The sequence below is a fragment of the Mesorhizobium sp. C268A genome, from assembly GCF_040324475.1.
Lineage (GTDB): Bacteria > Pseudomonadota > Alphaproteobacteria > Rhizobiales > Rhizobiaceae > Mesorhizobium.
On the sequence record NZ_JAMYVX010000001.1, the window covers coordinates 5367558 to 5394538 of the forward strand.

The 26981-nt window shown below is 59.0% G+C and carries 29 protein-coding genes; 20 read left to right on the forward strand and 9 right to left on the reverse strand.

All coding sequences use genetic code 11. The features are described 5' to 3' along the window. Positions 1-18 precede the first annotated feature (18 nt). Positions 19-2661, forward strand: coding sequence for a DNA ligase D (gene ligD / locus NKL06_RS26205; protein ID WP_023691409.1), 2643 nt, complete (start codon positions 19-21; stop codon positions 2659-2661). Here the strand turns inward: ligD and NKL06_RS26210 are convergent. Both NKL06_RS26210 and NKL06_RS26215 read right to left on the reverse strand, forming a co-directional pair. Continuing rightward, complete coding sequence (locus tag NKL06_RS26210; RefSeq protein ID WP_023691408.1) at positions 2641-3525, reverse strand: alpha/beta fold hydrolase; 885 nt, start codon at positions 3523-3525, stop codon at positions 2641-2643. The two genes, ligD and NKL06_RS26210, sit on opposite strands and share 21 nt — an antisense overlap. A gap of 174 nt (positions 3526-3699) precedes the next feature. Beyond that, positions 3700-4170 (reverse strand): GFA family protein, encoded by a 471-nt coding sequence (locus tag NKL06_RS26215; RefSeq protein ID WP_023691407.1) that lies wholly within the window; start codon positions 4168-4170, stop codon positions 3700-3702. Positions 4171-4362: 192 nt separating this feature from the next. Here NKL06_RS26215 and NKL06_RS26220 point away from each other — a divergent pair, with 192 nt between their 5' ends. From NKL06_RS26220 to NKL06_RS26235, 4 genes are all read left to right on the forward strand, one after another. Further along, positions 4363-4587: a hypothetical protein gene (locus tag NKL06_RS26220; RefSeq protein WP_023668054.1), complete on the forward strand. Its 225-nt coding sequence runs from the start codon at positions 4363-4365 to the stop codon at positions 4585-4587. A 291-nt stretch (positions 4588-4878) separates the two neighbouring features. Continuing rightward, positions 4879-6366 carry an alpha,alpha-trehalose-phosphate synthase (UDP-forming) gene (locus NKL06_RS26225; RefSeq protein WP_023691406.1) on the forward strand — a complete coding sequence of 496 codons (1488 nt, stop codon included), beginning with the start codon at positions 4879-4881 and terminating at the stop codon, positions 6364-6366. A 247-nt stretch (positions 6367-6613) separates the two neighbouring features. Beyond that, positions 6614-6778 (forward strand): hypothetical protein, encoded by a 165-nt coding sequence (locus NKL06_RS26230; RefSeq protein WP_023691405.1) that lies wholly within the window; start codon positions 6614-6616, stop codon positions 6776-6778. A gap of 337 nt (positions 6779-7115) precedes the next feature. Further along, positions 7116-7379 (forward strand): hypothetical protein, encoded by a 264-nt coding sequence (locus NKL06_RS26235; RefSeq protein ID WP_023691404.1) that lies wholly within the window; start codon positions 7116-7118, stop codon positions 7377-7379. A 225-nt stretch (positions 7380-7604) separates the two neighbouring features. Here the strand turns inward: NKL06_RS26235 and NKL06_RS26240 are convergent, their stop codons facing one another. Both NKL06_RS26240 and NKL06_RS26245 read right to left on the reverse strand, forming a co-directional pair. Then, complete coding sequence (locus tag NKL06_RS26240) at positions 7605-7895, reverse strand: hypothetical protein (protein WP_031197822.1); 291 nt, start codon at positions 7893-7895, stop codon at positions 7605-7607. 2 nt (positions 7896-7897) lie between these two features. Then, positions 7898-8452 (reverse strand): response regulator, encoded by a 555-nt coding sequence (locus NKL06_RS26245; RefSeq protein WP_050588792.1) that lies wholly within the window; start codon positions 8450-8452, stop codon positions 7898-7900. A gap of 158 nt (positions 8453-8610) precedes the next feature. Here NKL06_RS26245 and NKL06_RS26250 point away from each other — a divergent pair, with 158 nt between their 5' ends. Together NKL06_RS26250 and NKL06_RS26255 are read left to right on the forward strand one after the other, a co-directional pair. Continuing rightward, entirely contained in the window at positions 8611-11718 is a 3108-nt protein-coding gene (locus NKL06_RS26250; RefSeq protein ID WP_023691402.1) for a CheR family methyltransferase, read from the forward strand. Continuing rightward, complete coding sequence (locus NKL06_RS26255; RefSeq protein WP_023804850.1) at positions 11715-12131, forward strand: response regulator; 417 nt, start codon at positions 11715-11717, stop codon at positions 12129-12131. The genes NKL06_RS26250 and NKL06_RS26255 overlap by 4 nt, the downstream gene beginning before the upstream one ends. 191 nt (positions 12132-12322) lie before the next feature. On the opposite strand, the gene NKL06_RS26260 is transcribed toward NKL06_RS26255, so the two are convergent. The 3 genes from NKL06_RS26260 to NKL06_RS26270 all read right to left on the reverse strand — a co-directional run bounded on the left by NKL06_RS26260 (position 12323) and on the right by NKL06_RS26270 (position 14468). Beyond that, positions 12323-12568 (reverse strand): hypothetical protein, encoded by a 246-nt coding sequence (locus tag NKL06_RS26260; RefSeq protein ID WP_023691400.1) that lies wholly within the window; start codon positions 12566-12568, stop codon positions 12323-12325. A 168-nt stretch (positions 12569-12736) separates the two neighbouring features. Next, a complete protein-coding gene (locus NKL06_RS26265; protein WP_280804108.1) occupies positions 12737-13420 on the reverse strand; it encodes an SDR family oxidoreductase in 684 nt (227 codons plus the stop codon). Between the two features lie 250 nt (positions 13421-13670). Beyond that, on the reverse strand, positions 13671-14468 hold the full coding sequence (locus NKL06_RS26270; protein WP_023696321.1) for an SDR family NAD(P)-dependent oxidoreductase: 798 nt from the start codon (positions 14466-14468) through the stop codon (positions 13671-13673). 523 nt (positions 14469-14991) lie between these two features. Between NKL06_RS26270 and NKL06_RS26275 the strand changes: the two genes are divergently transcribed. Genes NKL06_RS26275 through NKL06_RS26290 form a run of 4 tightly spaced genes read left to right on the forward strand, consistent with a single transcriptional unit; the run spans position 14992 to position 17364 of the window. After that, entirely contained in the window at positions 14992-15453 is a 462-nt protein-coding gene (locus NKL06_RS26275) for a hypothetical protein (protein WP_245260972.1), read from the forward strand. Beyond that, positions 15450-16670, forward strand: a complete 1221-nt coding sequence (locus NKL06_RS26280) for an NRAMP family divalent metal transporter (protein ID WP_023668066.1) — start codon at positions 15450-15452, stop codon at positions 16668-16670. Before NKL06_RS26275 ends, NKL06_RS26280 begins: the two co-directional genes overlap by 4 nt. Continuing rightward, positions 16670-17029 (forward strand): hypothetical protein, encoded by a 360-nt coding sequence (locus tag NKL06_RS26285; RefSeq protein WP_023691395.1) that lies wholly within the window; start codon positions 16670-16672, stop codon positions 17027-17029. Before NKL06_RS26280 ends, NKL06_RS26285 begins: the two co-directional genes overlap by 1 nt. Positions 17030-17031: 2 nt before the next feature. Then, positions 17032-17364, forward strand: a complete 333-nt coding sequence (locus NKL06_RS26290) for a hypothetical protein (RefSeq protein ID WP_023681169.1) — start codon at positions 17032-17034, stop codon at positions 17362-17364. A 79-nt stretch (positions 17365-17443) separates the two neighbouring features. Here NKL06_RS26290 and NKL06_RS26295 read toward each other — a convergent pair whose 3' ends face one another. Continuing rightward, positions 17444-18019 (reverse strand): GNAT family N-acetyltransferase, encoded by a 576-nt coding sequence (locus tag NKL06_RS26295; RefSeq protein ID WP_023681170.1) that lies wholly within the window; start codon positions 18017-18019, stop codon positions 17444-17446. 202 nt (positions 18020-18221) lie between these two features. Here NKL06_RS26295 and NKL06_RS26300 point away from each other — a divergent pair, with 202 nt between their 5' ends. The 5 genes from NKL06_RS26300 to NKL06_RS26320 all read left to right on the forward strand — a co-directional run bounded on the left by NKL06_RS26300 (position 18222) and on the right by NKL06_RS26320 (position 22060). Then, on the forward strand, positions 18222-18542 hold the full coding sequence (locus NKL06_RS26300) for a hypothetical protein (RefSeq protein ID WP_023807304.1): 321 nt from the start codon (positions 18222-18224) through the stop codon (positions 18540-18542). Positions 18543-19175: 633 nt separating this feature from the next. Further along, entirely contained in the window at positions 19176-19586 is a 411-nt protein-coding gene (locus NKL06_RS26305) for a DUF427 domain-containing protein (protein WP_023691393.1), read from the forward strand. A gap of 40 nt (positions 19587-19626) precedes the next feature. Beyond that, positions 19627-20046: an HD domain-containing protein gene (locus tag NKL06_RS26310; protein WP_023681173.1), complete on the forward strand. Its 420-nt coding sequence runs from the start codon at positions 19627-19629 to the stop codon at positions 20044-20046. A gap of 332 nt (positions 20047-20378) precedes the next feature. Next, a complete protein-coding gene (locus tag NKL06_RS26315) occupies positions 20379-20885 on the forward strand; it encodes a YciE/YciF ferroxidase family protein (protein ID WP_023668075.1) in 507 nt (168 codons plus the stop codon). 128 nt (positions 20886-21013) lie between these two features. After that, on the forward strand, positions 21014-22060 hold the full coding sequence (locus NKL06_RS26320) for an ATP-dependent DNA ligase (protein WP_050592991.1): 1047 nt from the start codon (positions 21014-21016) through the stop codon (positions 22058-22060). A gap of 653 nt (positions 22061-22713) precedes the next feature. Here the strand turns inward: NKL06_RS26320 and ku are convergent. Beyond that, positions 22714-24006 (reverse strand): non-homologous end joining protein Ku, encoded by a 1293-nt coding sequence (ku, locus tag NKL06_RS26325; protein ID WP_348625490.1) that lies wholly within the window; start codon positions 24004-24006, stop codon positions 22714-22716. A gap of 167 nt (positions 24007-24173) precedes the next feature. On the opposite strand from ku, the gene NKL06_RS26330 reads away from it, so the two are divergent. From NKL06_RS26330 to NKL06_RS26345, 4 genes are all read left to right on the forward strand, one after another. Further along, on the forward strand, positions 24174-24782 hold the full coding sequence (locus NKL06_RS26330; protein ID WP_245264472.1) for a LysE family translocator: 609 nt from the start codon (positions 24174-24176) through the stop codon (positions 24780-24782). Between the two features lie 44 nt (positions 24783-24826). Continuing rightward, entirely contained in the window at positions 24827-25369 is a 543-nt protein-coding gene (locus NKL06_RS26335; protein WP_031210317.1) for a DUF6894 family protein, read from the forward strand. A 23-nt stretch (positions 25370-25392) separates the two neighbouring features. Further along, entirely contained in the window at positions 25393-26013 is a 621-nt protein-coding gene (locus NKL06_RS26340; protein WP_023687850.1) for a cysteine hydrolase family protein, read from the forward strand. 295 nt (positions 26014-26308) lie between these two features. Beyond that, on the forward strand, positions 26309-26584 hold the full coding sequence (locus NKL06_RS26345; protein ID WP_023691389.1) for a hypothetical protein: 276 nt from the start codon (positions 26309-26311) through the stop codon (positions 26582-26584). Positions 26585-26981: the final 397 nt, after the last annotated feature.

Consider the following 26981-nt stretch of genomic DNA (forward strand, 5'->3'; position numbering starts at 1 on the left):
ATTAGTCGGGGCACTTCCATGAAAACGGGCGAGCTTTCAACCTACCGGGCCAAAAGGGATTTCGCGAAGACGAAAGAGCCCAGCGGCGAAAGCTCGATTGCGGGTTCGAACCGACTCCGGTTCGTCATCCAAAAACACGCGGCCACGCGGCTGCACTATGATCTTCGCCTCGAGCTTGGCGGGGTCTTCAAATCATGGGCTGTGACCAAAGGTCCATCACTGGATCCTCACGACAAACGACTTGCCGTGGAGGTTGAGGATCACCCGCTGGAGTACGGCGACTTCGAAGGCACGATTCCCAAAGGACAATATGGTGGCGGCACGGTGCAGTTGTGGGATCGCGGATATTGGGAACCGGAAGGCGCCATGTCTCCCGAAAAGGCGTTGGAAAAAGGCGACCTGAAATTCACGCTGCAGGGCAAGCGCCTGCATGGAAGTTTCGTCCTAGTGCGCATGAAGCATGACCGCAATGGCGGGAAGCGGACCAACTGGCTGCTGATCAAACACCGCGACAAATACGCGACAGAGGGCAATGGCGATGCGGTGCTGGCTCAGGATCGATCCGTCGCCTCGGGTCGGAGCATGGAGAGGATTGCAGCGGGGAAGGGGGCAGGTCCGAAGCCGTTCATGATGAAAGGTTCATCGTTGGCCGATGCGGATGCCGTTTGGGACAGCAAGCGCGGCCATGCCGACAAGCGCGCCGCCAGGTCGGCAAAGCCTGCTCCGCGGCCGAAGCGAGCCGCTGGTGCCTCAGCGGCGAAGATGCCCGACTTCATCCCACCACAGCTTTGCGCGACGCTCTCCCGGCCGCCGGCCGGGACGAACTGGGTTCACGAAATCAAGTTTGACGGTTATCGCGTCCAGTTGCGCGTGGAAGACAAGGACATCGCGCTTAGGACCCGCAAGGGTCTTGACTGGACGGAGAAATTTGGCGCCATCGCAAAGGAGGCCGCCAGTCTTCCCAACGTCATCATCGACGGCGAGATCGTAGCGCTTGGCGAGAACGGCGCGCCCGATTTTGCCGCACTGCAGGCAGCGCTGTCGGAGCGCCGGACGAAGGACCTGATCTACTTTGCCTTTGACCTGCTCTTCGCAAATAGCGTCGATCTGCGAAAGATGCCTCTCTCACAACGGAAGGAACGTCTGAGCGAGATGCTCGGCGAAGTCGATCGCGGCGAGCAAAATCTCATCCGCTATGTCGAGCACTTCAGCAATGGCGGCGACGCGGTGCTGCGTTCTGCCTGTCGCCTGTCGCTTGAGGGGATTGTCTCCAAAAAGGCCGATGCGACCTATGTTTCGGGGAGGACCGACACCTGGGCAAAATCGAAATGCCGCGCCGGGCATGAGGTGGTCATCGGCGGCTGGTCGACGACCAACGGCAAATTCCGGTCATTGCTCGTCGGCGTCAATCGCGGTGAACATTTCGCTTATATCGGCCGTGTGGGGACCGGATTCAGCGAGGCAAAGGTCAAGCAGCTGATGCGCAGGCTGCAGGAGATGAAAGCCGCGACGTCGCCGTTTACCGGCGATGGCGCACCGAAAAGGAATTCAACCGTCTTCTGGACGAAGCCGGAATTGGTCGCGGAAATCGAGTTCGCCGGCTGGACCGGGGGTGGCAATATCCGGCAGGCCGCCTTCAAAGGCCTGCGTGAAGACAAGCCCGCAAAAGACGTCGAGGCCGAGCGTCCAGCCGATCCTCAAGAGACGCCGATTGCCGACCCTGCCAAGGTGACTGGCAAGACAGGAAAAAGCCCGGTTGTCATGGGCGTCATCATTTCCAAGCCGGACAAGCCGCTTTGGCCGAATGCCGGCGACGGTCAGCCCGTCGACAAGCTCGATCTTGCAGAATATTTCGAGACCGTTGGCCCCTGGATGATCAGACATATCAAAGGTCGTCCCTGTTCACTCGTGCGTGCGCCGGATGGCTACGCCGGCGAGCAGTTTTTCCAGCGCCACGCAATGCCAGGCACATCCAATCTGCTGGAACTGGTAAAAGTCTTCGGCGACCACAAACCGTATCTGCAAATCGACCGCGTCGAGGGTCTGGCCGCGATCGCCCAGATAGGCGGCCTTGAGCTTCACCCCTGGAATTGCCAGCCGGGTCATCCCGAAATACCTGGCCGACTTGTCTTCGACCTTGACCCCGGTCCGGAAGTCCCTTTTGCGAAGGTGGTCGCGGCAGCCAAGGAAATGCGCGATCGTCTCGAAGATCTGGGCTTGGTGAGCTTCTGCAAAACCACGGGCGGCAAAGGCTTGCATGTCGTGACGCCATTGGCGGCCGAACGCAGCAAGACGACATGGGCCGAGGCCAAGGCCTTCGCAAAGGCCGTCTGCATCCAGATGGCGGCAGATAGCCCGGATCTCTACCTCGTCAACATGGCCAAGAAGCTGCGGACATCCCGGATTTTTCTCGACTATCTCAGGAATGATCGCATGGCGACAGCCGTCGCCCCTCTCTCCCCTCGCGCCAGGGAAGGCGCGACTGTATCCATGCCGCTGACCTGGAGTCAGGTGAAGGCGGATCTCGATCCGAAAAAATACACCGTTCGCACGGTCCCGGGCCACCTGGAAAAGACCGTCGCCTGGGCCGACTACGACGATGGCGAACGGTCGATCAGCAGTGCCATCAAACGGATTGGTTCAGCAAAGCTCGCCGCATGACGACTTCGGTTCGCGCAAGAACGCCATGACGGCTGCGGCTACCGCGTCGGCTGCTTCTTCGGCCATATGATGTCCGCAATCGATCGGTTGGCCCTTTAGTTCGGTGGTCCAGGGTCGCCAAACATCGAGCACGTTGCCGTAGAGTGCCCCAAGATCATCGCGGGCGGACCAGAGCGCCAAGGTCGGGCACGCGACCCGGCGACCAGCTTTCCTGTCGTCGGCATCGTGCAATTGGTCGATGGCCAGACCTGCCCGATAGTCTTCAAGCATGCCGTGAACAACATTCGGATCGTGGATTGCGTCCTTGTAGTCGACATAGGCCTCAGCCCCCATGGACTCGGCTGAGCCGCCATACCACGCGTCAGGATCGGCCATGATTGCGCGTTCGGGCTTGTCCGGCTGTGCAAAAAAGAACCAGTGCCACCAGAGCTTCGCAAAGCGGGCGTCGCAGCGTTCGAGGGCTTCCAGGATAGGGACGCTATCCATGACGATCAGATGGCTGATCGCTGACGGGTGATCCATCGCTGCTCGGAACGCTGTGTAGCTGCCGCGGTCATGGCCTGCGATCGCAAACCGGCCAAAGCCGAGATGTCGCATGAGAGCGATGCAGTCCCTGGCCTTGGCACGCTTGGAGGATCCAGCATGGTCTACGGCGTCCGCCGGTACCGAGGACCGGCCAAAGCCCCTCAGATCGGGGCAGACAACTGTGTGGTCGGCGGCGAGAAGTGGGGCTACCCGGTGCCAGGTAACGTGCGTCCGAGGATGGCCATGCAGCAAAAGAAGCGGCGGGCCTGAACCTCCATACCTGACTCTCAGTGAGGACTCGGGCAGATCCACGGTCTCTAGCTTGAATCCTTCAAACATCCGCTTCTTTGTCGTCAGACTGTGAAAACAAGTCCCGCATGTCCATCTTCAACCCACCCCGGTGAAATTGGTTTCGGGCATTTGTCCGTTTGGACATTTCTCTCATTCCAATGGTTCGGCCGCCGTTCAGGATCCGCCAGCCCTGGCGCTGACGCCCGGATCCAGCCTCCTGCCTCACCGGTCTCTGGGATTGCCCTGGGTGGGGTCGCGCGCCCGGGTGTAGCCCTCGACGCGAGGCAAACCGTCATCCATCCTGATAAACGGCAGCCGCATTTCCCAATAGGCCTGGGCTTGGGGATGGAACTTCTCGGGCGCGTCCATGAATCCGATCGAGATGTAGAACTCGTTTGGCAAGCCTTCATCGGTGTACCCAATCGAGGTGCCACATTCCGAACAGAAGGAGCGCACGACGCCCCTGGTTTTCGAGAATGTTTTTGGTTTTGGGCCGAGCCAATGGACCTGATCTGGACGATAGCCAATCCAGATCGTCAGTGGGCTGCCGATCGCTCGTCGGCAGTCATCGTCGTGGTCGAAACAAATCCAAAAGGGATCGCCACTGAATTCAGCTGTGATGGCTCCGCAAAAGCAATGCCCTCGATCAATCCGGGCCGGTTTTCTGATCGTCGTTCGTGGTTTGTCGTCCATGGTAGTCTTCCGGCCAGCTTGGTGGCGTAACGCCGCGAACGGCAAGCAGTTCCTTTGGACGTCACAGAGCCGCAGATGCGCGCAACTTGCACGTTGCTCGTCAATATCATTTGAGGCAGATCAGGCCTTAGTTTGTTGGGAACATTTTTTCAGGTCCGCACTTTGTTCGCCGTCTGACCAAAGGAGGCGACCTTGAAAACACGACGCATCGACAGGGAAAAGATCGAGAGGGCGGATCGAGAAGCCAAGTTGCTGTTGGAAGCGGAGCGGCATGCCAGGGAAGCCAAGACGGCGCGGCTTAGAGAACAGCGACAGTTGTTGGAGGCATCGATAGCGCAGACCCCGCCGGCGCCCGTAGCCGCAAAGCAGCCGCCCCGCCAACGAAAGCCGACGCGCAAGGTAATCGAGGTGGACTGACCGTTTGGTCAGTTGGGGCTTTTGCCAAGGTGGGGAGTTGATATGACAGGGCAGGGGATCCGGCAGCATGAATACCAAAGCGGTAAGTCCGGCCGTCGCCAAAGCGGCTGCTCGGCGTGCTGGATCGGGGTCTCATCACCGGTGCGTCCGACGACGATCCTGCGAGAGCCGCTGAAAAAGGCGCCGAGCGGGCCGAGAATGTGATCCAGCGAGTCCGGCTGGACACTTACGTCGGGAACAATCGCACGCGCGGACCGTTCCCCAAGCGATCTTCACGCTCAGGATTTGCTCTTGTTGCAGCGACCGGATGAAATTTTCAACGAGGCTTCGCAAACGGTTGGTGACCCTCTTGAGCGCGACGCCGTAGGTGGGGAGCTAACTGGCGATCGCGCCATCCCGCGTCGTCTGGTTGTCGTCTCGAACAGGCTGGGGAACATTCGCGATCTGTCGCAAGCCGGCGGACTTGCTGTAGGCATCGGGGATGCGTTGGCCGAGCGTGGAGGCCTGTGGCTAGGAGCAAGCGCCGAGTATCAGGACTACGCCGCGAGCGACGAACCGCTGATCCGCTTGGAACGCGTGGGAAAGATCGAGACGGCTGCGCTTACCCTGCCCTATGAGGAGTATTCGCTCTATTACAATGGCTATGCCAACAGCACGCTGTGGCCGCTTTTTCATTACCGACTCGACCTGGTGAACCACCGGGCAGAGTTTCTACACGCCTACCGGCAGATCAATGCGCGGTTCGCGAAGGCGCTCGCAGGACTGCTGTCGGGCAACGACGACCTGGTGTGGGTTCACGACTACCACCTTATCCCCTTGGCCGCCCAGTTGCGGCGGCTGGGAGTCCGGAATCGGATCGGTTTCTTTCTTCACATACCGTTCCCGCCGCCTGACCTGTTTGTAGCCACGCCCGACCATGAAGAACTCATCGATGACCTGCTTCAATATGACGTCGTGGGGTTCCAGACCGAAACGGACGTGGGGAATTTCCGGCGCTCAGTGCAGGCGGCCAACTCCATTACTTTTGATATCAATGGTTCGGCTGAGATGAACGGCCGCACGGTGTTGTCGAGGTGTTTTCCGATAGGCATCGACGTCGATTCAATCGCACGCATGGCCAATGAGGCGGCGGAGGATGTGCAGATCGATTCCATGCGCCGCCAGATTCTGGGCCTCAAGCAAATCATCGGCGTCGATCGGCTGGACTACTCCAAGGGTCTCCCCGGCCGCATGCAGGCTTTCGCTCGTCTTTTGGAAAGGCATCCGGAACACGAGCGAGCGGCAACCTATTTGCAGATTGCGTCGCCGACGCGCGAAGAGGTCAGCGCCTATGCCGACATCCGGGCCCAGCTTGAGGCAACCGCCGGCGCGGTCAACGGAAGATACGCGGATTTGGCTTGGACCCCGATCCGCTACATCCACCGTGCCGTATCACGCTCTCGGCTTGCTGGCCTGTTGCGCGCTAGCCAGGTCGGATTGGTCACGCCCCTGCGTGACGGAATGAACCTCGTCGCCAAGGAATACATAGCCGCGCAGGACGAAGCCGATCCCGGAGTGCTGGTGTTGTCGCGCTTTGCAGGTGCGGCCGAAGAACTTGCCGAATCCTTGATCGTGAACCCGTATGCGGTCGACGAGGTTGCCGATGCGATCGCAAAAGCGCTCGCGATGCCGCTTGACGAAAGAATTGCAAGGCATAGTGCACTGCTCAAGCGCATCACGCGCAATGACGCAGCAGAATGGCGGCGGTCATTTCTCGCCACGCTCGCGGGCGAGAACTAGCGCCTGGCATCGATGCCTGAATCCGTCCGTGTGTCACGCGTTCCCACACGGTCGTAGCCCGGCCATAATCCGGCTGGCCGGAGCAGTTCGAAAGGCCTTGAAGCTGATCATGTACCTTGTCAGCCCGCATCAGAAACTTTTCGCTCATTGACGGAAGCGCGATAGCCCGCCTCAATCGGTGGACTATCGAAGGCTCCAGGGAACACACCGCCGGTCCGGTCGTTTGGGCTCTGATAGGAGATCTGCGATGACAAGGAACCCCACGCGAAAGGACAGTGATCTCTCTGAACAAGAGGCAATCAAGTTGGCCGAAGCCACCGACGTGTCACCCGGGCAGGCCAAAGAGCTTGCAGCCGAGCAGGGCAAAGACGGCGCCAAGAAGGAAGCAAGAAATTACAAGGCGGAGGGCTGACTATGGCGGCCAGTGGATCCGCAAACGACAGAGACGCACGAGCCACCCTCTACGCACAAGGAGTAATGGAAGCCGATCGTAAAGCGCGGGAAGAGAAAACGGCGCGATTGCGCAAAGCCCGTTTGGCGCATGAGGCGGTCAATCCGCCTGCACCCGAGCAGAAACCGGCAGTGCCGGAAACGCCAAAGCGGGTCGCCAAACCAGGCAGCCGAAAAGCTGGAGAAGATTAGCTTCAGCTTTCTTCAGCTGTGCCGGCCGGCGCCGGGGAAGAGCAGACCGTGCGGTCGATCTGCACGATAAATTTGTACTTCATCGAATGACACAAAGGAGTCCAGTGATGACGGAGCATGTGTCCCGGAAGGAAGAACAGCGTGGCACCCGAAATGTACTCGGGTGGGGCGTCGTCATTGCGGCTGTGATCTTCGTCGCACTGCTAGCCTTCTTTGTGTTCATACCCCTTTCAGACGGATCGTGGCAGACATCGCCAGTAAAGCGCACCCCGGAACAGAACCAAGGCGGCAATGCCCCCGCCGAGACATCACCCGCGCCCGGCGTTAAAAAGAACCCGCAAGAAAATACCGAGATGCCAGGGCAGCAGTGATCGACCTTGGGCTGCGACCCAAGTTGGCCCTGATCTTCCTGGTCGTCTCATCGGCGTCATGATGGGATCAGGGCCTTCTGGGCGCAGGAACCGCTGAGCTATTGAGACTGGGGTTTCGCCCACATCGAGCGCAGAAAGATTACCGCAGCAGCATCGGTCTGGCGAACGAGGCGATGACGCCATCGTGGAACTCGAGGCACATCAAGATGCCTAGCTGCAGGCCGTTCAGTTGGGATTTTTCAGCTGCTTTGACAACAGCAGTTGCTGCTGCAGCTCAAGGGCGAGCTTCAACAGCCGTTCAGGTGTTTCCTCTTCCGCGATTTCGTCGAGCAGCGCTGCGAGTGCGTCGCCCTCAACAGGATCGCGGAATGAGTCAGGTTTGGTTTGCGGAGGTTTGGCCACGAGGATTTCTAGCAGGAATGCGGCCGTATTTGCAAGACGAAGCGAAGCGCTCTTGGGGAGGGGTACCGTAGCGGGGGCGGTCGACAGGGCGGCCTGCGGCAAACTATCGGACAATCTCAATTCATGATGCCAGACCTGTCGTTGCGGAGCACCTCCTCCATGAGTGTATTGAGCCATTCGCTCAAGGGAAGGTCATGCCGCGTCGACAACCGCTCCTCCAGCGCCGCCTTCAATGTCCGTTCGACGAGGCGATCGGCCGCCTGTGGGTCGCCCAGCAGCAGCCGCGCGGACAGCCTCAGTTTTGGAAGAGCGCGGAAAACATTGTCTTCACCAAGCGCTGTTGATTGCGCGGCGAGGATCCCGGCAACCGTCCTGAACCCGGCCGGCTTGGAGAGGTTTTGGGTGTACCGGAACCGCTCCGGTAGGGTGATCTGATCGTTTCCGGAGAAGAATACGAACGGGATGCCTCTGTCCGTCAGCTCATCGGCGAGGGGAAAAACAGTCTCACCGTTAAGATCGATGTCCAGCACCGCCCCGTCCGCTGAATCGATATATCGTCGAGCCCGGCTGACTGACGACACCGGCCCCAAAACGGTCGCCCCACAATCGCTGAAATAAGAGGCAAGTTCGCTTGCCAGCAAGAATTCGTCCTCGACGAGCAGAATTCGCATGCCTAATAACATAGCAGCCCTCCGGGCTTTAAACGGCGGTCGCGTCCATCGGTTCCGTGGCTATCGGCGGTGCGGGATGGGAATTCGACCAGGAACGGTTTACACATTGGATCGAAATCAGCGCTGCCGCGTTGCATTTCACTGAAGCAGGACAATTGATGCAAAAGCTGCCGAGGTTCCCCATAGTCGGTATTGGCGCCTCTGCGGGCGGCATTGCCGCCATGGAGGGATTTTTTCGCGGGATGCCGTCTTCGAGCGGGATGGCGTTCGTGATCGTCACGCATCTCAGCCCGGAACGGGAAAGTTTGCTGCACGAAGTGATTGCGCTTTACACCGGAATTCCGGTTCGTGTCGCTGAAGATGCAATGGATATCCATCCTGACACCGTCTATGTGATGCCGCACAACGCGATCCTCACCATCGAAAATTCCAGCCTAAAGCTGCGCCAACCGAATTCGGTGTCCAGGGAGCGCAAGCCCATCGATATCTTTTTCAGCGCGCTGGCCGAGGATCAGGGCGAATACGCCGTCGGCGTCGTCCTGTCGGGCGGCGATTCCGACGGTACGTTGGGCATCAAGGCAATCAAGGAGCATGGCGGCCTGACGCTGGCGCAACTCTCCGACGAGTCGGGTCCGAGCAATCCCGACATGCCGCGCAGCGCGATCAGTTCCGGTCTGATCGATATCGCCATCCCGGCCGATGAGATGGGTGCGAAACTCATGGAATTTGCCCACAGCTTTGAACTGCTCGACGAGCTTGAAGCTGACGATGGCAAGGCCAGTGCTTTGAAACTCCACAAGGGCCAGGAAGAAATCTACGCGATCCTGCGCAGCCATTCGGGACATGATTTCTCGGGCTACAAGGCCAAGACGTTCTTGCGCCGCGTCAGGCGACGCATGCAAATAACACAGAACACCGCGATCGATGCCTATATAGAGTTGCTTCGTTCAAATGCGGAGGAAGTGCGGTCGCTGTTTCGCGACCTGCTGATCAACGTGACAAATTTCTTCCGCGATACGGACGCTTTCAAGACCCTGGAAGAAACCGTCATCCCCAAACTTTTCGAAGGCAAGGACGCCAACGATACGATCCGCGTCTGGGTGCCCGGCTGCGCAACCGGCGAGGAAGTCTTCTCGATCGGAATGCTGATGCGCGAGCATATGGATACACTTTCGGCTGTGCCGCGCATCCAGATTTTCGCCACGGACATCGATGACGCGGCGTTGGGCATCGCACGTTCGGCGCGCTATCCGGAGTCATTGCTTGCGGGCGTTTCGCCTGAACGTCGCGAACGCTTCTTCAGCAATGACGGCACAAGTTTCATCTTGAGCAAGAGCGTACGTGATCTCTGCATCTTCTCGGCGCACAGCGTCATCCGCGATCCACCCTTCTCGCGCATGGACATGGTGTCGTGCCGGAACCTGCTGATCTATTTCGGCCCCGATGTGCAAAAGCAGGTTATTCCGACCTTCCACTATTCGCTGAAGCCCGGCGGCTATCTGTTCCTTGGCACCTCCGAGAGCATAAGCCAGCATGCCGATCTGTTTGCACCGGTCGACAAGAAACAACGGATATTCAAGGCACGAGAACATACGGCGCCGCCGCGGCTGCCGATCTTGTTGAATGCTGCGCCTGCAAGCAACTTTTCCAGCGCCAATGACACTCATGCCCGCCGCGGCTTGTCTTATTCCCTAAGGCAAACCGTTGAAGCCCATGTTCTCGAACGCTACGCTCCGGCCCATGTCGTCATCAATGGTGATGGAGATGTCGTCTATTACTCGGTCAGAACCGGCAAATATCTCGAGCCGCCGCAAGGGGTGCCGAGCAGACAATTGCTCACAATGGCACGCAGCGGCCTGCGTCTGGAACTGCGCGGCGCTTTGCGGGAAGCGGCCGAAGGCCGGCGCACGGTTGTGCGAGAAGCGATAGCCATTGAAGAAGATGAAGATCGTGTCCAATTCGTCACATTGACGATCGAGCCCTTGGTTGATCGCGGCAGCGGCGAGCCGCTGTTTCTCGTCCTGTTCGAACCGGTGGGCCAGCCGCAGCCGCGGCTGGAGGCTCTAAAGGTTCGTCAGCCATCCGGGATTGCTGATTTCGAGCGCGAGCTCCGCGATACGCGCGAGCGCCTGCAATCGACGATCGAAGAATATGAGACCGCATTGGAGGAGTTGAAATCTTCCAATGAGGAACTCGTCTCAGTCAACGAAGAAGCCCAGTCCTCCAATGAGGAGCTTGAGGCCTCCAAGGAAGAAATGCAGTCCCTCAATGAGGAATTGAACACCATCAATGCCGAACTGGTTTCCAAGATCGAGGATCTCGATCGGGCCAACAGCGATCTGAAGAACCTGTTCGAGAGCACACAGATCGCGACTGTTTTTCTCGATACCAAGCTGGTTATCCGCAGCTTCACGCCGGCGGCGTCTTCGTTCTTCAATTTGCTGCCGACCGACATCGGAAGACCGCTTACCGATCTTGCCAGCCGGCTCGATTATCCGCACCTGCGCGACCATATCGCGCAAGTTTTCAAAGCCGGCGAGATGATCGAGCACCAGCTACCGCGCGATAGCGACGGCGTCCACTATCTCGTGCGGCTGATCCCCTACCGCGACAGCGTGCGAAAAATCCAAGGTGTGGTGGTGACCTTTGTCGATGTGACGACCATGGCTGAAGCCGAAGCCCACCAGCGGGTATTGATCTCGGAACTCAATCATCGGGTCAAGAACATGCTGGCTGTTACGGTCAGCATTGCCAGTCAGACCCTGAAAAATGCTCCCTCTTCGGAGGCTTTCGCCGAAGCGCTCATCGGTCGCCTGCGCGCCATGGCGCGGGCCTACGGAGTGCTCTCGCGCGAAAGCTGGAAAGAGGTCTCGGTAGAGGAAATCGTGCGGCAGGAAGTGGAGCCGTTCGGGCTGGAACGCATCAACACCACAGGCGAGGACATTCGGCTCAAGCCTCAGCAGGGCCTGTCGCTTGGCATGGTGATCCATGAACTTGCCACGAATGCTGGAAAATATGGCGCCTTGTCCGTGCCAAACGGCGTGGTGTCCGTGACTTGGTCGGCGTCGGATCATGGTTTTCAGCTCGAATGGTTAGAAAGCGGCGGTCCCGCTGTCACTCCACCTGAGAAGACGGGATTTGGTCTTTCGCTGGTAAAAGGCGAAATTGAGTATCGGCTTGGCGGAAATTTTGAAACATCTTTCGGTTCCGATGGTTTGAGCTTGCGGATTGAGTTTCCGTTTGATCATCGGGAGAGCGAAACGTGACTGCATCTCGTATCCTTATCGTCGAAGATGAATGGCTGGTCGCGGAGGAGCACCGCGCAATTCTGGAAGAGGCCGGCTTCGCCATCGCCGGGCCAGTGCCGTCCGTTGCTCGCGCGAAAAAGCTGATCGAGAGTGAAGTCATATCTGCCGCGGTCCTGGACATTGGTCTCGGCGGCGAGACCAGCGCTGCCCTTGTCCCTCTTCTAGCGCAACGCGGAATTCCGTTTGTTTTCGTCAGTGGGTACACGGCATCCGACATCCCGCAAGATTTGCGTCATCACAAGATGCTGTCAAAACCCGTGTGGGCTGCTGCGCTGGTCGAGGCCGTGCGAAATATGCTCGGTGTTCAACCGACAGCTTTGGCAAGACACCAGGACAGCGGAACGGTGCCAACCCAACGAGAAGCCCGGTAACGCACTTCTCGTGGGACAAAGACACTGGTTTTTCACCAGATATGCGACGACATTCGGGTCCAGGCCCGAGACGGCGTCGCCGGCAAGTGCCTGCGATCCGGCCGGCACGATTGGCATGCTCCCGGTCTGGCGTATTCCAGAGCTGGGCGAAATTTCGCGACCGCGTGACGATTGGTCAGACGATGAGCCTATCAAACAACGGGCAGTTCGCCCTCGGTTTGCTTCGCGTCGAATAGGACGCCAAGGCCGTAAGTGACGGCGCCAGCGGCAATCATCTCTGCCAATGCTGCGCTCGACACCGGGCAATGCGGCATGACCGCCTTGATCGCGAGTTCGGCATTCGCAATCGACACGAAATCGTGCCGTCGCTTACGGGTCTCCAGATATTGTTCGATCAACATCTGCAGTCGCCTTCTTTCTATTTCATCGCCAGCCATTGGTTCCTCCTGTAGACAGTCTGAAAGCCCACCACGCCTAAGGAGCGGTGGCCTTGGCGCCCCTTTTTGAGGACCGTGGACTCTAGTGAGGCGGGCAGCGTTGCTGACCAGGATGTCGAGACTGCCGAGGGGCGTTGCTGCTTCATCGGCCAGCTTTCTGCAAAGGCCTCATTGCGGATATCGCCGGCAAGCCTTTTGACCTGCCGCTTTTATTAGGTCCACCAGTTCGTCGGCGTCTTCCTGTTCTTCGGGGAGGTAGCCGAAAGCAACGTCCGCACGCTCGCGCGCGAATGCAATCGCCGCAGCACGACCAATACCGGAATCGCCGCCGGTTATCAGCGCTTTGCGGCCGGCAAGCCTGCCTGATCCTTTGTAGGTCGTTTCGCCGTGGTCCGGGCGCGGCACCATCTTGCTGGCCAAACCCGGCCACTTCTGTTCCTGTGGCTTGAACGGCGGCTGGTGATATTGCGTCACCGGATTCTGTTTGAGCATCGGGCTCGCAGGGCCTGCTTTAGCAGGCACTGTTCCCGTATCGGCTGACGCCGTGGAAGCATAAGCGGCGAGAATTCCTCCCGCCATGCTTCCGACGACAAGTCTACGCGCTGCGTCTGGTACATTGTCATGCTGGTCGTGGTTCATCATGGGCTCGCTTTGACGGCAGGTGACCGTTACGGAAGTGGCACCTAACCGGCCGTCGACGCGAATGTTCCCTTGTGATTGCAGTGAGTGTCGGTCGCCTTGCCCGTCTTTGCTGTGAGGCCGCGTCACGACTTTGATGCAGCCATCCTGCTTGTCGCGGAACGTCTTGTAGAGATCCGGCCCTGCTTTCAGATCGGCCCGGTGGGTAATCACAAGGAGGGATCGATTGCGCCGCTCTGGACCATGGCCAAAAGAGGTTCGAGGCAGCGTTGCGTATGCGTCTGGCCCATCCGGAAAGCCGGTCTCTTATTCATCGCCGCGCCAGACGGGATGTGATCGATCAGGCCAACACAGACGCCGTGGGGACCGAGATGGTGCCGTCCTTGCGGCAGCGATTGATTACGTCGCGCAGCACATGCGGTCTCTGCGAATGCCAGCCCGTTCGATGGCGCGAAATATTGGCTCAGTCGCTGGACGCCGATCCCGGCTCGGCCATCCTACGGTGCTGTTCGGCCAAGGTGCCTGCCGGCGTGACATGCGCGGCGGCGACCTGCAGCTTGTTTTTCCAACCGCTGACGACCTGTTCATCACCGGCCATCATCGCCTCGTAACCCGTCTTGGCGACATCGGCCGGATTGTCCTTTTCATCGGAGCCGACCTTGGTATCCATCATTTCAGCGCGCTCGAAGAATCGCGTCTGCGTGGGGCCAGGCATCAGCACGGTGACCGTCACGCCGCTATCTTTCAGCTCATGGCGGAGCGCGATCGAGAAGGAATCGATGAACGCCTTCGTGCCGTTGTAGACGGCCTGGAATGTGCCGGGCATGAAGCCGGCGATCGACCCGGTGAACAGGATGCGTCCGCGACCTCGCCGGGCCATCTTGGCTCCGAGCTCATGCGCCAGATAGACCGTTCCGGTGACATTGGTGTCGATGATCCGGCGGACTTTTCGCCAGTCCTGGTCGACGAAGCCGTTGCCGAGCCCGCGTCCCGCATTGAGAAACAACAGGTCGATATCGCGATCGCCGATCTGGGAGATCAACCGATCGGCGCCCTCGACGGTCGCCAGATCGGCCTCAATGGCTTCGACCGTTACATTGTGGGTCTCAAGTGCCTCTGCCGCCTGCCGGATAGCCGGCTCGTCGGCGGCGATGATCAGGTCGTAGCCGTCTTTAGCGCACAGCTTTGCGAGTTCCCTTCCGATGCCACTCGAGGCGCCGGTCACCACAGCGAGTTTGGCGTCCGTCATCATATCCTCCATCTTCGTGCCATCGGAACCACGAGTGGGCACAATTGTTCCGCGGCGTTTGGGCTGGATTGATCGTGCGCTGTCATGACGGTCAGGCGACGGTCGTCGTCGCGGTCCTCGCGCGCATTCATGGATGGGCCGTTGCGACAAAAACCGTTCTACGCCATGAGAACTCGCCATGGCCTACCTTCAAAAGGCCCCAAACGCATGGATTGAGTACTCAGAACGGCAATGAGCCTAATCAGTTGAAGTTGGAACAAGTGGCCCGGTTGGAAGTTCGAACCGTGCAGCGTTGTTGCCCTCCCATGTTGATGCTGCGCGATCGGGTCATCCCCTCAGCCCGATCTCCCGCGCTTCTCCGCGCCAAAGAGAAGCGCGGGCCCCCCTCTTTTAACGGCTGTCCGGGATGGAGCGTTTTGTTACGTTGAACTAGCCGACCTCACAGGCTCGTCGTCGGTTTCGTTTGACGAGCTCTCCGAGCGCTCTAGATCATTGATGCCGGACGCAGTTGGTTCGGGCCGGGGAGGAAATCCGCGTGGCGCATCCAACGCGCGCTGTACCCCATAACGACCGTCATTTTCCGGTTGGCTGGCTGTGCTTGCTTCTGATGCTAGCCGGGGTGGCCGGATGCTCATCTTCCAATCAGGTGGCGCAGCAATCACGAACAGCGGCCTCCGCGGCACAGACCGTATCGATGGTACTGGATGCCTGGGTGGAGGGAGCGGCACCGTCCGCCTATGCCACGGCCGCACTGCACTCGGTCGGAAAAACGCTGGCCGATGTCGAGGCGCAAATTCGATCGGCCGAGACCGCTGAACCAGCCGGGCGAGCAGGACTGACGGCAGCAGTCAACAGTTTGTCGGTGGCGGTGGCGCATGCCGAGGCGGGATTGCGGGTGAACAATCGCACTGAGGTGAAAAGCGCACAACAGGATCTTCGGGCGGCCATGCGCTCGCTCGCCGCCGCTTACACCAGCGCTTTCGGACCAAAGCCGTGAAGAAGCTTCTGGAAATATCGCTTGGCGTCGTCACCAGTGTCGGAGGTTTCCTCGAAGTCGGGTCGATGGCTACGGCGGCGCAGGCGGGTGCCGCCTTCGGATTCCAGCTAATCTGGGCCATAGTTCTCGGCACCATATGCATCATCTTTTTGGTTGAAATGGCCGGTCGGTTCGCCGCGATGAGCCATCACACGATCTCAGAGGGCATTCGTGAAAGATTTGGGTTCAACGTCTTTCTATGGCCGTTGCTCGTCGTCCTTCTCGTCAATTTCATGGTGCTGTCCGCTGAGATCGGCGGTGTGGCCATCGCACTCGAACTTGCCACCGGCATAGGCTTCCAGTGGTGGGCACTGCCGGTGGCGTTGCTGGCATGGTTGCTGCTGTGGAAAGGCACGTTTGGCTTTATCGAGAAAGGCGTTTCGGTCCTCGGCCTCGTGACGCTGTGCTTCGTGGTTGGTGCGGTGATGTTAAAGCCCGACTGGACAGCGGTCGCTGGCAGCGCCGTGCCTTCGCTGCCGGCTCACGATGCCATCAATTACTGGTTCATGGCGGCCAGCATTCTCGGCGCGTCAATATCGCCTTATCTTTTCATGTTCTATTCCTCGGGAGCTATCGAGGACAAATGGGATGAAAGCCACCTTGGGGCCAATCGTGCCATCGCCGGGCTGGGCATGACCTTCGGTGGGACCATTTCGATCGGCGTGTTGATCGTCGCTGCTCTCGTTCTCGCGACGCGCGGCATCGACCAGGTGGACGACTATCACCAACTGCCGTTGATGCTGATCCCTATATTCGGCTTCTGGGGGTTCGTTCTATTCGTTGCCTCGCTCGCCATTGCCTGTTTCGGCGCCGCACTCGAAGTCGGGTTGCAACAGGCATATCTGGTGGCGCAGGGCTTTGGCTGGACCTGGGGCGAGGATCGCAAGCCGCGCGATGATCCGGGCTTCAGTGCCGTCTATACGGCATCATTGTTTTTGGCCGCCATTCCGATCATGCTTGGCCTCGACCCACTGAGGCTGACCATCTTTTCCATGGCGGTAACGGCGGCGAGCCTTCCGCTGACGGTAGTTCCATTTCTCTTCCTGCTGAATGACGAACGCTATGTCGGCGAACATCGCAACGGCATCATTTCGAATGCCGCCGTTGTCTTCATTATCGCGCTTGCCTTCGTGCTCGCCGTGGTGACGATTCCGCTGCAGATATTCGGAGGCACATGATGGAATTGATGCGTGATCTCCTGGACAAGCAGGTGTTCGACCGCCGGCGGGTCAAGATCGGCAAGGTCGACGGAGTGGTGGCCGAGTTGCGGCGGGGCAAACCACCAGGGATTGTCGCGATAGAACTCGGCTCCATCACTTTGGCGCGCCGCCTTGGCGCGCGGCCCGGGGAATGGATGGCGCAACTGGCGACGAGGGTGGGTGGCAAACGCCACGCCGAGCCACACAGGATTGCGTGGAAAAAGGTGCAGGACAACGGGCTCGACATCGAATGTGACATCGAGGTGGGCGAGACGTCGATTTTCGCCTGGCAGGACTGGTTGCGCGATCATGTCATCGGGCGCATCCCAGGAGCGTGATGATGAGGACAGTCAACCTCGAACATCTTGCCGGGCGACGCGTGCTCTCGCAGCGCGGAAAGAGCATCGGTCACATCGAAGAGATTCTCGCCGAACAGCGTGGCGACGAGCTCGTCGTTACTGAATTCCACGTTGGCATCTACGCCGCGTTCGAGCGTCTGTCGGCCTCGACCATCGGCATCGCGATGCTCGACCTGTTTCGGCTGCGCCGCCGCGACGGCCTGTACCGCATTCCCTGGGATAAACTCGATATCTCCGATCCGGCGCGACCGCGGCTACTATGCCCGATGACCGAGCTTCCTGGATGGAAAGGGCAAAAGGACCTTCGGGAGTAGATGGCTACGGCTGGGAGGGCTAAGGCGCCGGCGTTTTGCCGGCGAACAGCCGTTCGTGCAGATGGCGCCTCCGCAAAGATTACTGCAGGTTCTTGCGAAGGAAGATGCGGGCGTGTCCTGGAATAACGAATTCGACCTTGCCGAATTCCTCAAACCCATGATGCCGGTAAAATTGAGGCGCCTGGAAACTGCTCGTCTCGACGACGGCTCTCTTGCATCCACGCCTAACGGCTTCCTCCTCGATCGCCATAAGAAGCTGTGATCCATAGGATCGGCCACGCAATTTTTCAGGCAAGAAGAACATGTCGAGAAACAGGAGCCCCAGTTCCGTTCTGCCCCAAATTCCACCCCAGATCTTTCCGGAGGGGTCGGTAAGCTCCGCGCCGATCACTGCCCGGTCATCGATTCCGGTTTGTTCGATGTTGTGTCGATAGAGCGCAGCGGCCGCCTGCGTTCGTGCATCCCCGTTGTGAGCCAGAGCGATTGTAAATCCTTCGGATCGAGCCGGCATGCGTTCTGCTCCTGCGTCGGAATGGTCTTGAGATTCAACCGTCAGATTAACATCAAGGCGGCCGGTTCGCTCGCAGCTCTGATCGCCGCTTCTGTTGTAACCCGTCTTGCCCACATTCCGCATCGCGATCCGCGTCGGATGCATGCAGCCGCGCCCAACATATCGCTTTGGTGTTGAACAAAGCCCATCCTGCCCTTGTCAGGTCTTATCACAATTCGTGCGCCGTCAAGAGTGTCCACCTCGACGAAGGCTGCTGCGGATCACAATCCATTACGCCGGGAACAATGAGAAAAACCTGTCGTTGGGAAAGCGATCGCAATTCGGCGATTCAAACACGGAGACTCCAATGTTGAAGAAAATTCTAGCCGCGTCGGTGATAACTATTGCCTTGGCCGGTTCCGCCTTGGCGCAGACAAATGGAACGGGTGCTGGCGGCACGGCTGGCACGGGTAATGGAACTGGTACTGGAACTGTTGGCAGCGGCGGCGCCGCTGGCAATGGCACTGGCAGCGGGAATGCGGCCGTGCCAACCGATCCGAATTCCACAAACTCGACTACAAAATCGAACGGCATGACCGACCGTTGCAAGGACGCCGCAGGCAATGACATCGATAACAACACTGCAAGTGGCGCAACGACCTCGACCGTGCAAAATTGCAACAAGTAGCCGATGGACCTAGCGGCTTCGGCCGCCCGAAGGCCCGCCATCAAGACAATGGCGGGCCTTCGAGTACGTGCCTCGCATGGCTGGATACATAGGAGCACATGTGTCCAAAGAGACCCGGCGGGCCAAACTCGATCGCTTAGCAGCCTCGATTCCGAAGCACGAATTCGAATTCCTAATGAAGATTGCAAAGCTAAGCCGTCATGACTTACTTGGCCTGATCGCTAAACACGATGGCGGCAGGGACAAGGTCTATAGGGACCTTGCGGCCCACTTGGCAGCAACTGAGGCCGCCCCGGAGCCCGTACATGAGGCGGCAGCTGACGACGGCCAAACAGCTGGAGCATCTCCAGCCACGAACTCGCCCGCCGGCAAGTAGCGGCGAAGATCATTTCGGCGCCAGCCCTGACGCTCCACGGAAGCGACGACCGTGTCGTCCTTCTAAAGTCTTCGAATGGGTTGGACGAGCATTTCACCGCGCCTTACCAACGAGAACTGCTGGATACGGCAAGCGGGAGGCGCTTTAAGTCTGGCCCGCCATTCAGGTTCATCGGACATGCCGGAACCTGAAGCGCCGCCGCGCATTTCGTCTCCAGGCATGACCGATCTTGCGGTAATCGCCAGGGAGAAATTCAGATGCAAACTTCAGGCGCAACTTCACAGCAAAACCTTGGCCGATTGGCCATAGAACCGTTTTCCGGCACGGTGACGGTGCGGTTTTCCGACGCCATCGTCGCAGCTACGGAGCGGGCGAAGGTCCTGCGTGAAGACGGGCACGAGCCCGTTTTCTATATCCCCTTCGAGGACATCTATTTCGATCTTTTCGAAAAGACCGACACCACCACCTGGTGCCCGCTTAAAGGCACCGCAAGCTACTGGCGTGTCCACGCCGTCGGCAGTTCTTCCGACGATTTCATGTGGGCCTACGAAACGCCCGATGCGGCTGCTCTGGCTATTGCAGGTCACGGCGCTTTCGATCCGGAAAAGGCCCGTATCGATGTCGACCCTGCCGAGGACAAGCGACACACGCCACATATCGTCGAATAGGTTTCATCAGGCAGAGACAATCACGGTAACGACAGGCGCGATGAGCATTTTCTACCAGGCGGCAAAGATTGCGGAGGAGGTTCATGCGTCGCAGCGCGATAAGACCGGGCGGCCCTACATCGAGCATTGCCGCCGTGTCGTCGACGCCGTCGAGACAATCGATCAGAAGACTGTTGCCTACCTTCATGACGTTCTGGAGAAAGGCGAAGGCTGGACCCGCGCCAAGCTCGAAGAAGCAGGCTTCGGACCTACAATTACCGCGGCGGTCGATGCCATGTCGCGCAGGCCGGATGAGGAGTATTTCGCCTTTGTCCGGCGGGCTGCGTCGAACCCAGTGGCGCTCCCCGTAAAACGCGCCGATCTGGAGGACAACATCTGGCAGTCGAGGCAGGTCGGAGCGTCGGCGGCCAAATATGAAGAGGGCCTTCGCATACTTGACCAAGAGTTCTCCCGACAATAGTGCGCGCCCGACGCTGGCATTGCATTTGTCGAGGCAGCCATCGCCTGCGAGAGCTTGCGGCGCAGAGCACGTTTCCGCTCTCCTGGCCGTCAGTTTTTCCGCGCCGGCGTGCGCCTTGGGGTCGTCGTCTGGACCATGGAACGTGTGATCGGGTCAAAGCTCCTTTGGAGATGGATCGCAGCGTCTCGAAAAGAAGTAACGGCCCGGCTCGGAATCAGGAACTCCTCCAGCACCGGTGCGTTGACCAGCAAGCCGGGACGAGTTCCCGGCCTCCGCGGGTGGCGGGCAAGCCGCCGCCGAACCCGAACTTTTGCACAATGAAAGGTAAGGCCATGGGCTTCTTTTCGAAGGACATCAAGACACTCGACGATCTCTTCGTGCACACGCTGCGCGACATCTATTACGCCGAAAAGCAGATCGAGAAAGCGCTGCCGAAGATGATCGGCAAGGCAACCGATCCGCAATTGAAGGCCGGATTCGAAAAACACCTCGAGCAGACCAAAGGCCATATCGAGCGCGTCGAACAGGTGTTCGAATTGCATGGCGTCAAGGCCAAGGAGGTCAACTGCCCGGCGATAGACGGCATTCTGGAGGAAGCCGACGATGTGAGCGGCGACGTCGACGACAAGGAGGTCCTAGACGCGGCACTGATAGCCTCGGCGCAGGCGGTCGAACATTATGAGATGACCAGATATGGCACGCTCATCGCCTGGGCCAAGCAGCTTGGCCGCAGCGACTGCGCCAACGTGTTGGCCAAGAACCTGAAGGAAGAGCAGGCGACCGATCGCAAGCTCACCGAAATGGCGGAAAGCAAGATCAACATGCAGGCTGCCGAGTAGACCGTCCCAGGTCATGATGAGATCTGGTTGAAATCTCATCATGACCTAACCCTGTTGAAGCATGATTTTTCCAAAACCGGCACCAGTGCTGCGTTGAGTCGATCTCCATCGTTGTCCACGGAACTTTCATGACGGGCGAATCTGCCATCTCTCGCGATCTGCCGACGAGTGTAAAATCGTCTTTCGGCGTGGCGTTGAGCACGGCGCCGATGGAAGCAAAGCCTGCCGACACGTTGCCGGCCGATGCTGGCCGATGGCAATACGAACCCAAATGGGACGGGTTCCGCTGCCTGGCCTTTAAAGCCGGCGCGGCCGTGGAGTTGCGAGCAAAATCCGGCAAGCCGTTAGGGCGGTATTTCCCGGAAATCGTCGCGATGTTGCATGAACTGAAAACAAAAGAGTTCGTGGTCGATGGTGAGATCGTCATCGAAATTGCAGGCTCTCTTTCTTTCGACGCCTTGCAGATGCGGCTGCATCCGGCGGAAAGCAGGATCCGGAAACTGTCGGTCGCGACGCCGGCAAAGCTGATCCTCTTTGACATGTTGGCGACCTCCGAGGGCGCCTTGATGCAGCAGCCGCTCTCGGTTCGGCGCGCTGCACTCGAACTGTTCGTAAAGTCGGCCGGGCGAAAGGATCTCGAACTGTCTCGGGCAACGCGTGATTTGGCGGCGGCAGGCAGATGGCTTGGCCAATCCGGACAAGGTTCGACCGACGGGGTCGTTGCCAAGCTTCTCGATGACGAATATCGACCCGGCGAGCGCGCCATGGTCAAAGTCAAGCGCCTGCGCACGGCCGATTGTGTCGTCGGAGGGTTCCGCTACCTGGCGAATTCGCGTGAAGTCGGCTCCCTGTTGCTTGGCCTGTACAATGACCAGGGGCAACTCGACCATGTCGGGTTCACTTCGACGATCGCCCGGGAGGACAGGGCCAAGCTTACGCGACAACTTGAAGCTTTGCGATCGGCTCCTGGCTTCACGGGAAAAGCGCCGGGCGGTCCCAGTCGGTGGAGCACGGAAAGAAGCGGACAATGGGAGCCATTGCGGCCCGAACTGGTGGCGGAGGTGCTGTTCGATCATGTCACCGGGGATCGTTTCCGTCATGGCACCAAATTTCTGCGATGGCGTCCTGACAAAAGCCCGAAGCAATGCACGTTCGAACAGATACTTGGAAAATGAGGCTTGGCGAAGCGTCGGCAGGTCCACACCATCGAGACCAAATCCGTCAAGCATTCGGCGTTAGCCAAATCCAGTCGCATTTCACTGGCGATCTTGAACCCGGCGCCGAGATAAACGCCTTTGCAGGAGGATGCCGGACCAAACCCGTTGTTCAGTCTGTCACCACGCCTCGCTTTGGCGGATCACGGTTCTCGTCCGGATTAGGAACTGGCACTTCGTCGGGAAGAAGATCCGGCTCAGGCTCGCGTATGTCCGGCGTCCACGTCGGCGCATCCACTGGCGGCTCTTCGGTTGGCTCTGGTTTGGGGGGCACATCTATTCTCCGGGTTTCGCTTGGGCGTGGGTTCGGCCCGCCACAGGTCGCGCGTCGCCGCGTCTGGAGGCGAAAGGGTCTTTTCACACCCCATGTATTTTTACCGATGGCCAGCGGTCCTGGGGCTTGTCGGCGCCCGATCAGAGTCCTGCGTTCCGGCTCCTTTGAGCGCAATGTTGGCATCCGCTGCCTCTGGCTCTTTGAGGACTGCCTGTCGACGTTCTTGATCTCGGCATACGGCATCGTCCTTGGTGGCCAACGGGCAACCGCGAGAATTGTTCCAAATGATTTAGGGGCGGCTGGGGCTGCTGTGCGGACCTTCTGGCTGGGCAGTTATCAACTATGCTGTCTTGCGTTTCGGTGAGGCTCTCTTTGTGGATCTCGCCAGCCCTTCCTGTTTGAGGCTCTTCTTCAGCACCTCAGCGAGGTTGATGACATTCTCCTGTGGCCTTGGTGCGGGCTTCGGCAGCTTCTTGCCTTTGCGCTTTGCATCGATCATGGCGATCAGCGCGTCTTCATAGGTGTCTTCAAATTTCGAGGGATCGAAGGTCGTCACCTTTTTGTCAATAAGCATGCCGGCGATTTCGAGCAGATCGGGGTCGTATTTCTGCTTGGCCAATCCATCGAACACAGTGCTTTCCGAAACCATTTCGTTGTGGTTGCGAAGCTCGGTCATCACCATCCCCTTGCCATAGGGCTGAATCAGCACTTCGCGGCCGCGCTGGTAGAGCACCACGCAGGATCGAGCGGCCACGCCCTTGTTCTTCATGGCATCGCGGATCACTCCGTATGCTTCGATTGCGGCGCCGTCGGCCGGGATCAGATAGTAGGGCTTCTCGAGATAGCGCGTATCGATATCGTCAATCGATACGAATTCGCCGACTTCGAGCGTGTGCTTCGACGTCAGCTTCAACGCCTTTATGTCGTCAGGTTCGATCTGGAGAAATTCGTCCTTTTCGATCTCGAAACCCTTCACCTGATCCGCTGCATCCACCAGCTTTCCGGTCTCCTCGTCGGCGTAGACGCTCCTGACCGGCAGACCGTCCTTGCGGTTCAAAATCTTGAAATGGATCTTGGATGCTTCGCTGGTTGCGCCGACAATCTTCACGCCGCAAGTAACCGAACCAACCTTCAAGAAGCCCTTCCAGGCAGCACGTGGCGCGGCCATTTTGCGCTTATCCCGTTTCCAGCTAGGGCAACGCGTTTCCGTTCGAATTGTTCCTGCGGCGGGGGCTCGGTGCACCGTGAATGTCCGGTGGGGGGAAATCCTGTCGGTCTCGACAGCGATTTTCATCGGCACGGTGCATCTTTTGGCAACCTGTCGGCGTTGGAAGTGAGCCCATTTGCCGAGGTGAGTTCCATGAAAGTGTCCACGAGGGACGATTTGAAAACCGAGGCGCAGCTCTCGGAAGACGCTGACCTCATCGTAAATCGTACAGTCCATTTCGTCGGAGTATGGATTGAGGAGCATGTGATCGAAAAGCCTGCTCTCATGCGGAAGGGCGTCGATGCCGCAGAGGAACTCGCAAGCCAATGCATCGCGGATGCAGACGAGGAAGGCATCGCCCCCGAGGACATTCAGGACGAAGTCGGGGACCTCAAGGAGTACATTGCCGAGATGATCGTGGAGCAAGGCGGTCGCGGCTCTGCAGTAAATTCTGAACCAGACATGAGCTACTTCTGCGCAACGGCCTCGGCGCCGCAGCTTCGCGTTGACCGGCTATATCGCCGCTCCAAGTCCAACAAGAGCATCATTGTTGAGAGGAACAAGTCATCGATCCCGCCCACTGGATAGCATTCGTGGGAACGGTCGTCCTGCTGCAGATGCCGCCCGGGCCGGATAGCATGCTGGTGACGGCGCGCGGCATAGGGCAGGGACGCAGGGTTGCGCTGTTCACGGTATTGGGGATGACGGCCGGCGCCGGCATGGTTCAGCTTCCTCTCATAGCGTTCGGTGTTTCGTCTCTCGTGCGAACCTCCCCACTAGCTTTTGGAGCACTGCAATGGCTTGGGGCGGCGTATCTCGTATGGCTCGGGCTAGGGCTGGTCTTCACGAAGCCGGAAACACAGGCCCGGCCGGATACGGCCCCGATCAAGGCCGTCGCCGCGGCACGGGAAGGCATGATTGCCAATCTGTTCAATCCGTGGCCCATCACGTTTATGGTAGCGTTCCTGCCTCAGTTCGTTGATCCGCATGGGAGTTCCGTGACGCTTCAACTGTTGCTGCTGGGAGCAACTCAGAAAATGACGGGCGTGTTGGTGTTGGGGACCTATGCCGTGGCCTCCGGCAGCATAGGCGCCTGGATCCTGAAGCGCCCTCGTGTGCGGCTTTGGCAGCAGCGGATCGCCGGCCTCTTCATTGTTGGCCTTGGGTTCCGAATGGCCTTTGGCGGCGGCGCAAGCCGTTAAGTTGCCGGGCCGGCGCCTGCATCCGCAGGAACCGAAAGCGCACCATGAACATTGTCAGACACAGGCAGGAGAGTGTCATGCAAGTCGTTCGGACCGAAGTGGTGAATGCCAGGGCGCCAGACGGGCAGTCGGTTCACCGGGTGATATTTTGCGGCGAGGGCGGCGACTGCGTTACGGTGGACATGGCAAACGTCGGGATACAAGCTGAAGATGACGTGCTTGCCCGCGCAAAGGCAATCCTGGTCCAGACAGCGACCTTTGATCTCGCAGCCAATGAATATGACGCGAGCAGCAACGGCAATTTCGACCAGGTCGAGATAACCTCTGCAAGCGACGGCGCCGGCGACGTATATGTCTTTGAGTATCGCGATGGCGAAACCAGCCGACGCATACCGCCGTCGAGGATGGCGAGCCTTGAGGCGGCCCGGTCCGAAGCTATCCGCTGCGCAATCGATCTTCTCGCCGACCTGCAGCCTGGCACGGACGCTCTGTCCGGCTGGCTTGTGAGGGTATCCAACGAAAACGGTGAATTGCTTTACACTGTTGATGTGGCTGAGGCCGATGCAGCGCGGCAGGCAGGCCAGTAACCCAAACCCGACGGAATCCACCAGTGGCCGCCCAAGGATTGATTCACGGACCAATAGGCGACGATGGCCTGCATCTGTGCGTCGACATGCAGCGCCTGTTTGCGCCGGGTGGACCTTGGCCCGTGCCGTGGGCTGAAAAGGTGGTCCCGGCGATCGAAGAACTGGTCGCCAGACATGCCAGCCGTACCCTGTTCACGCGCTTCATTCCTGCCGCCCGCCCGGGCGAGGCGCCGGGAATGTGGGCAAACTACTATCGTCGGTGGGCGGAGGTAACCCTTTCCAACATCGATCCGCGCCTGATCGAGCTGATGCCTCAACTTGCACGATTTGTACCGCCGGCGACGGTGGTCGACAAACACGTCTATTCGCCCTGGACCGAGGGGCGGCTCGACGCGCTGCTGAGTGGCTCCGGCGTGCGTGCGCTCGTGATCACCGGTGGCGAAACCGACGTTTGCGTTCTCGCGACCGTGCTTGGCGCCATCGATCGTGGCTTCCGCGTCATTCTCGTCACCGATGCCATCTGCAGCTCTGCCGACCAGACCCATGACGCACTGATGGAAGTCTACCATTCCCGCTTCAGTGAGCAGATTGAGGCGGCCAGCATGGCGGAGGTGTTGGAGTGTTGGCCACAACTCACTCGCTGACCTGGGGGCTTCAAGTGAAAGGGCCGACAATCGTCATTCTGGTCGGGTGGACTGTTTCAGTTGGCGGACGGCACTACAGTGAACCGGAAAACGTATATGAACGGCACGATTGCCTGATCTGGTCGCTCGCGGGAATCAGTGTCTGGAAGCGTACAAAGCCTTGCAGAGCTATCGACAGCGCGGCCAACCGTCATAGAATGAACAGGATACAGCGCCGAAGACTCGATGCCGGCATCTAGCAATCTTTGCGAGACATCCGGCGCCTCTGCCGTCGGCCTTCCGCAGGGAGGATGATGTGCTGAAAACCGAAGTCATTGACCTTGAAACCTATAGCGCAGTCTACGCGGTGATCTCTGGCTATCGCGCTGACGACATTATCTCGACGGCGTTTGCGGTCGATGAAATCCGCGCAAGGTTTCCTGAGTGTCGCTGCGACGACGAGGAATTGGTCGGGCTTATGGTCCGTGCCATGTCCGGCAAGAAAATTGCCGTGAGCTTCGACCACCGGGTGGAACCGGTCAGGCGGCGTGCTGCGCTGCCGATCGCTTCGGAGAGCAAAGGACTGCGATAATTGGACCACCATAGGTCCGTTGCGATTTTGGAAGACGAGGCGTTTATCGCGCTCGAACGAATAGCTACGTTGCTTGACGCCCGAAACATCCCCTTTGTCGTCCATTCGGCAAGCTACGCCAATTCGGGTTTTCACGATCCGATTTTCCTTCACGGGACATGGGTCGCAAAGCCTGCCTCGCCTTCCGAGTTGCGCAACGCAATTCATGCCTGTCTGGCAATGGCAAACGGCGATGACGTGTCGTGGTCGGCTGAAGCCCGATAAATCGCAACCGCATCATGAAATCCGGCGTTCAAACCAAGGCGCAATGGTCGGCCTGGAATTCACGGCACGATGGAACAAAATGGAAAATGCCGCGTTTGGGGTCTTGCGGCGCGATCCACCATTGGCCGCGGGG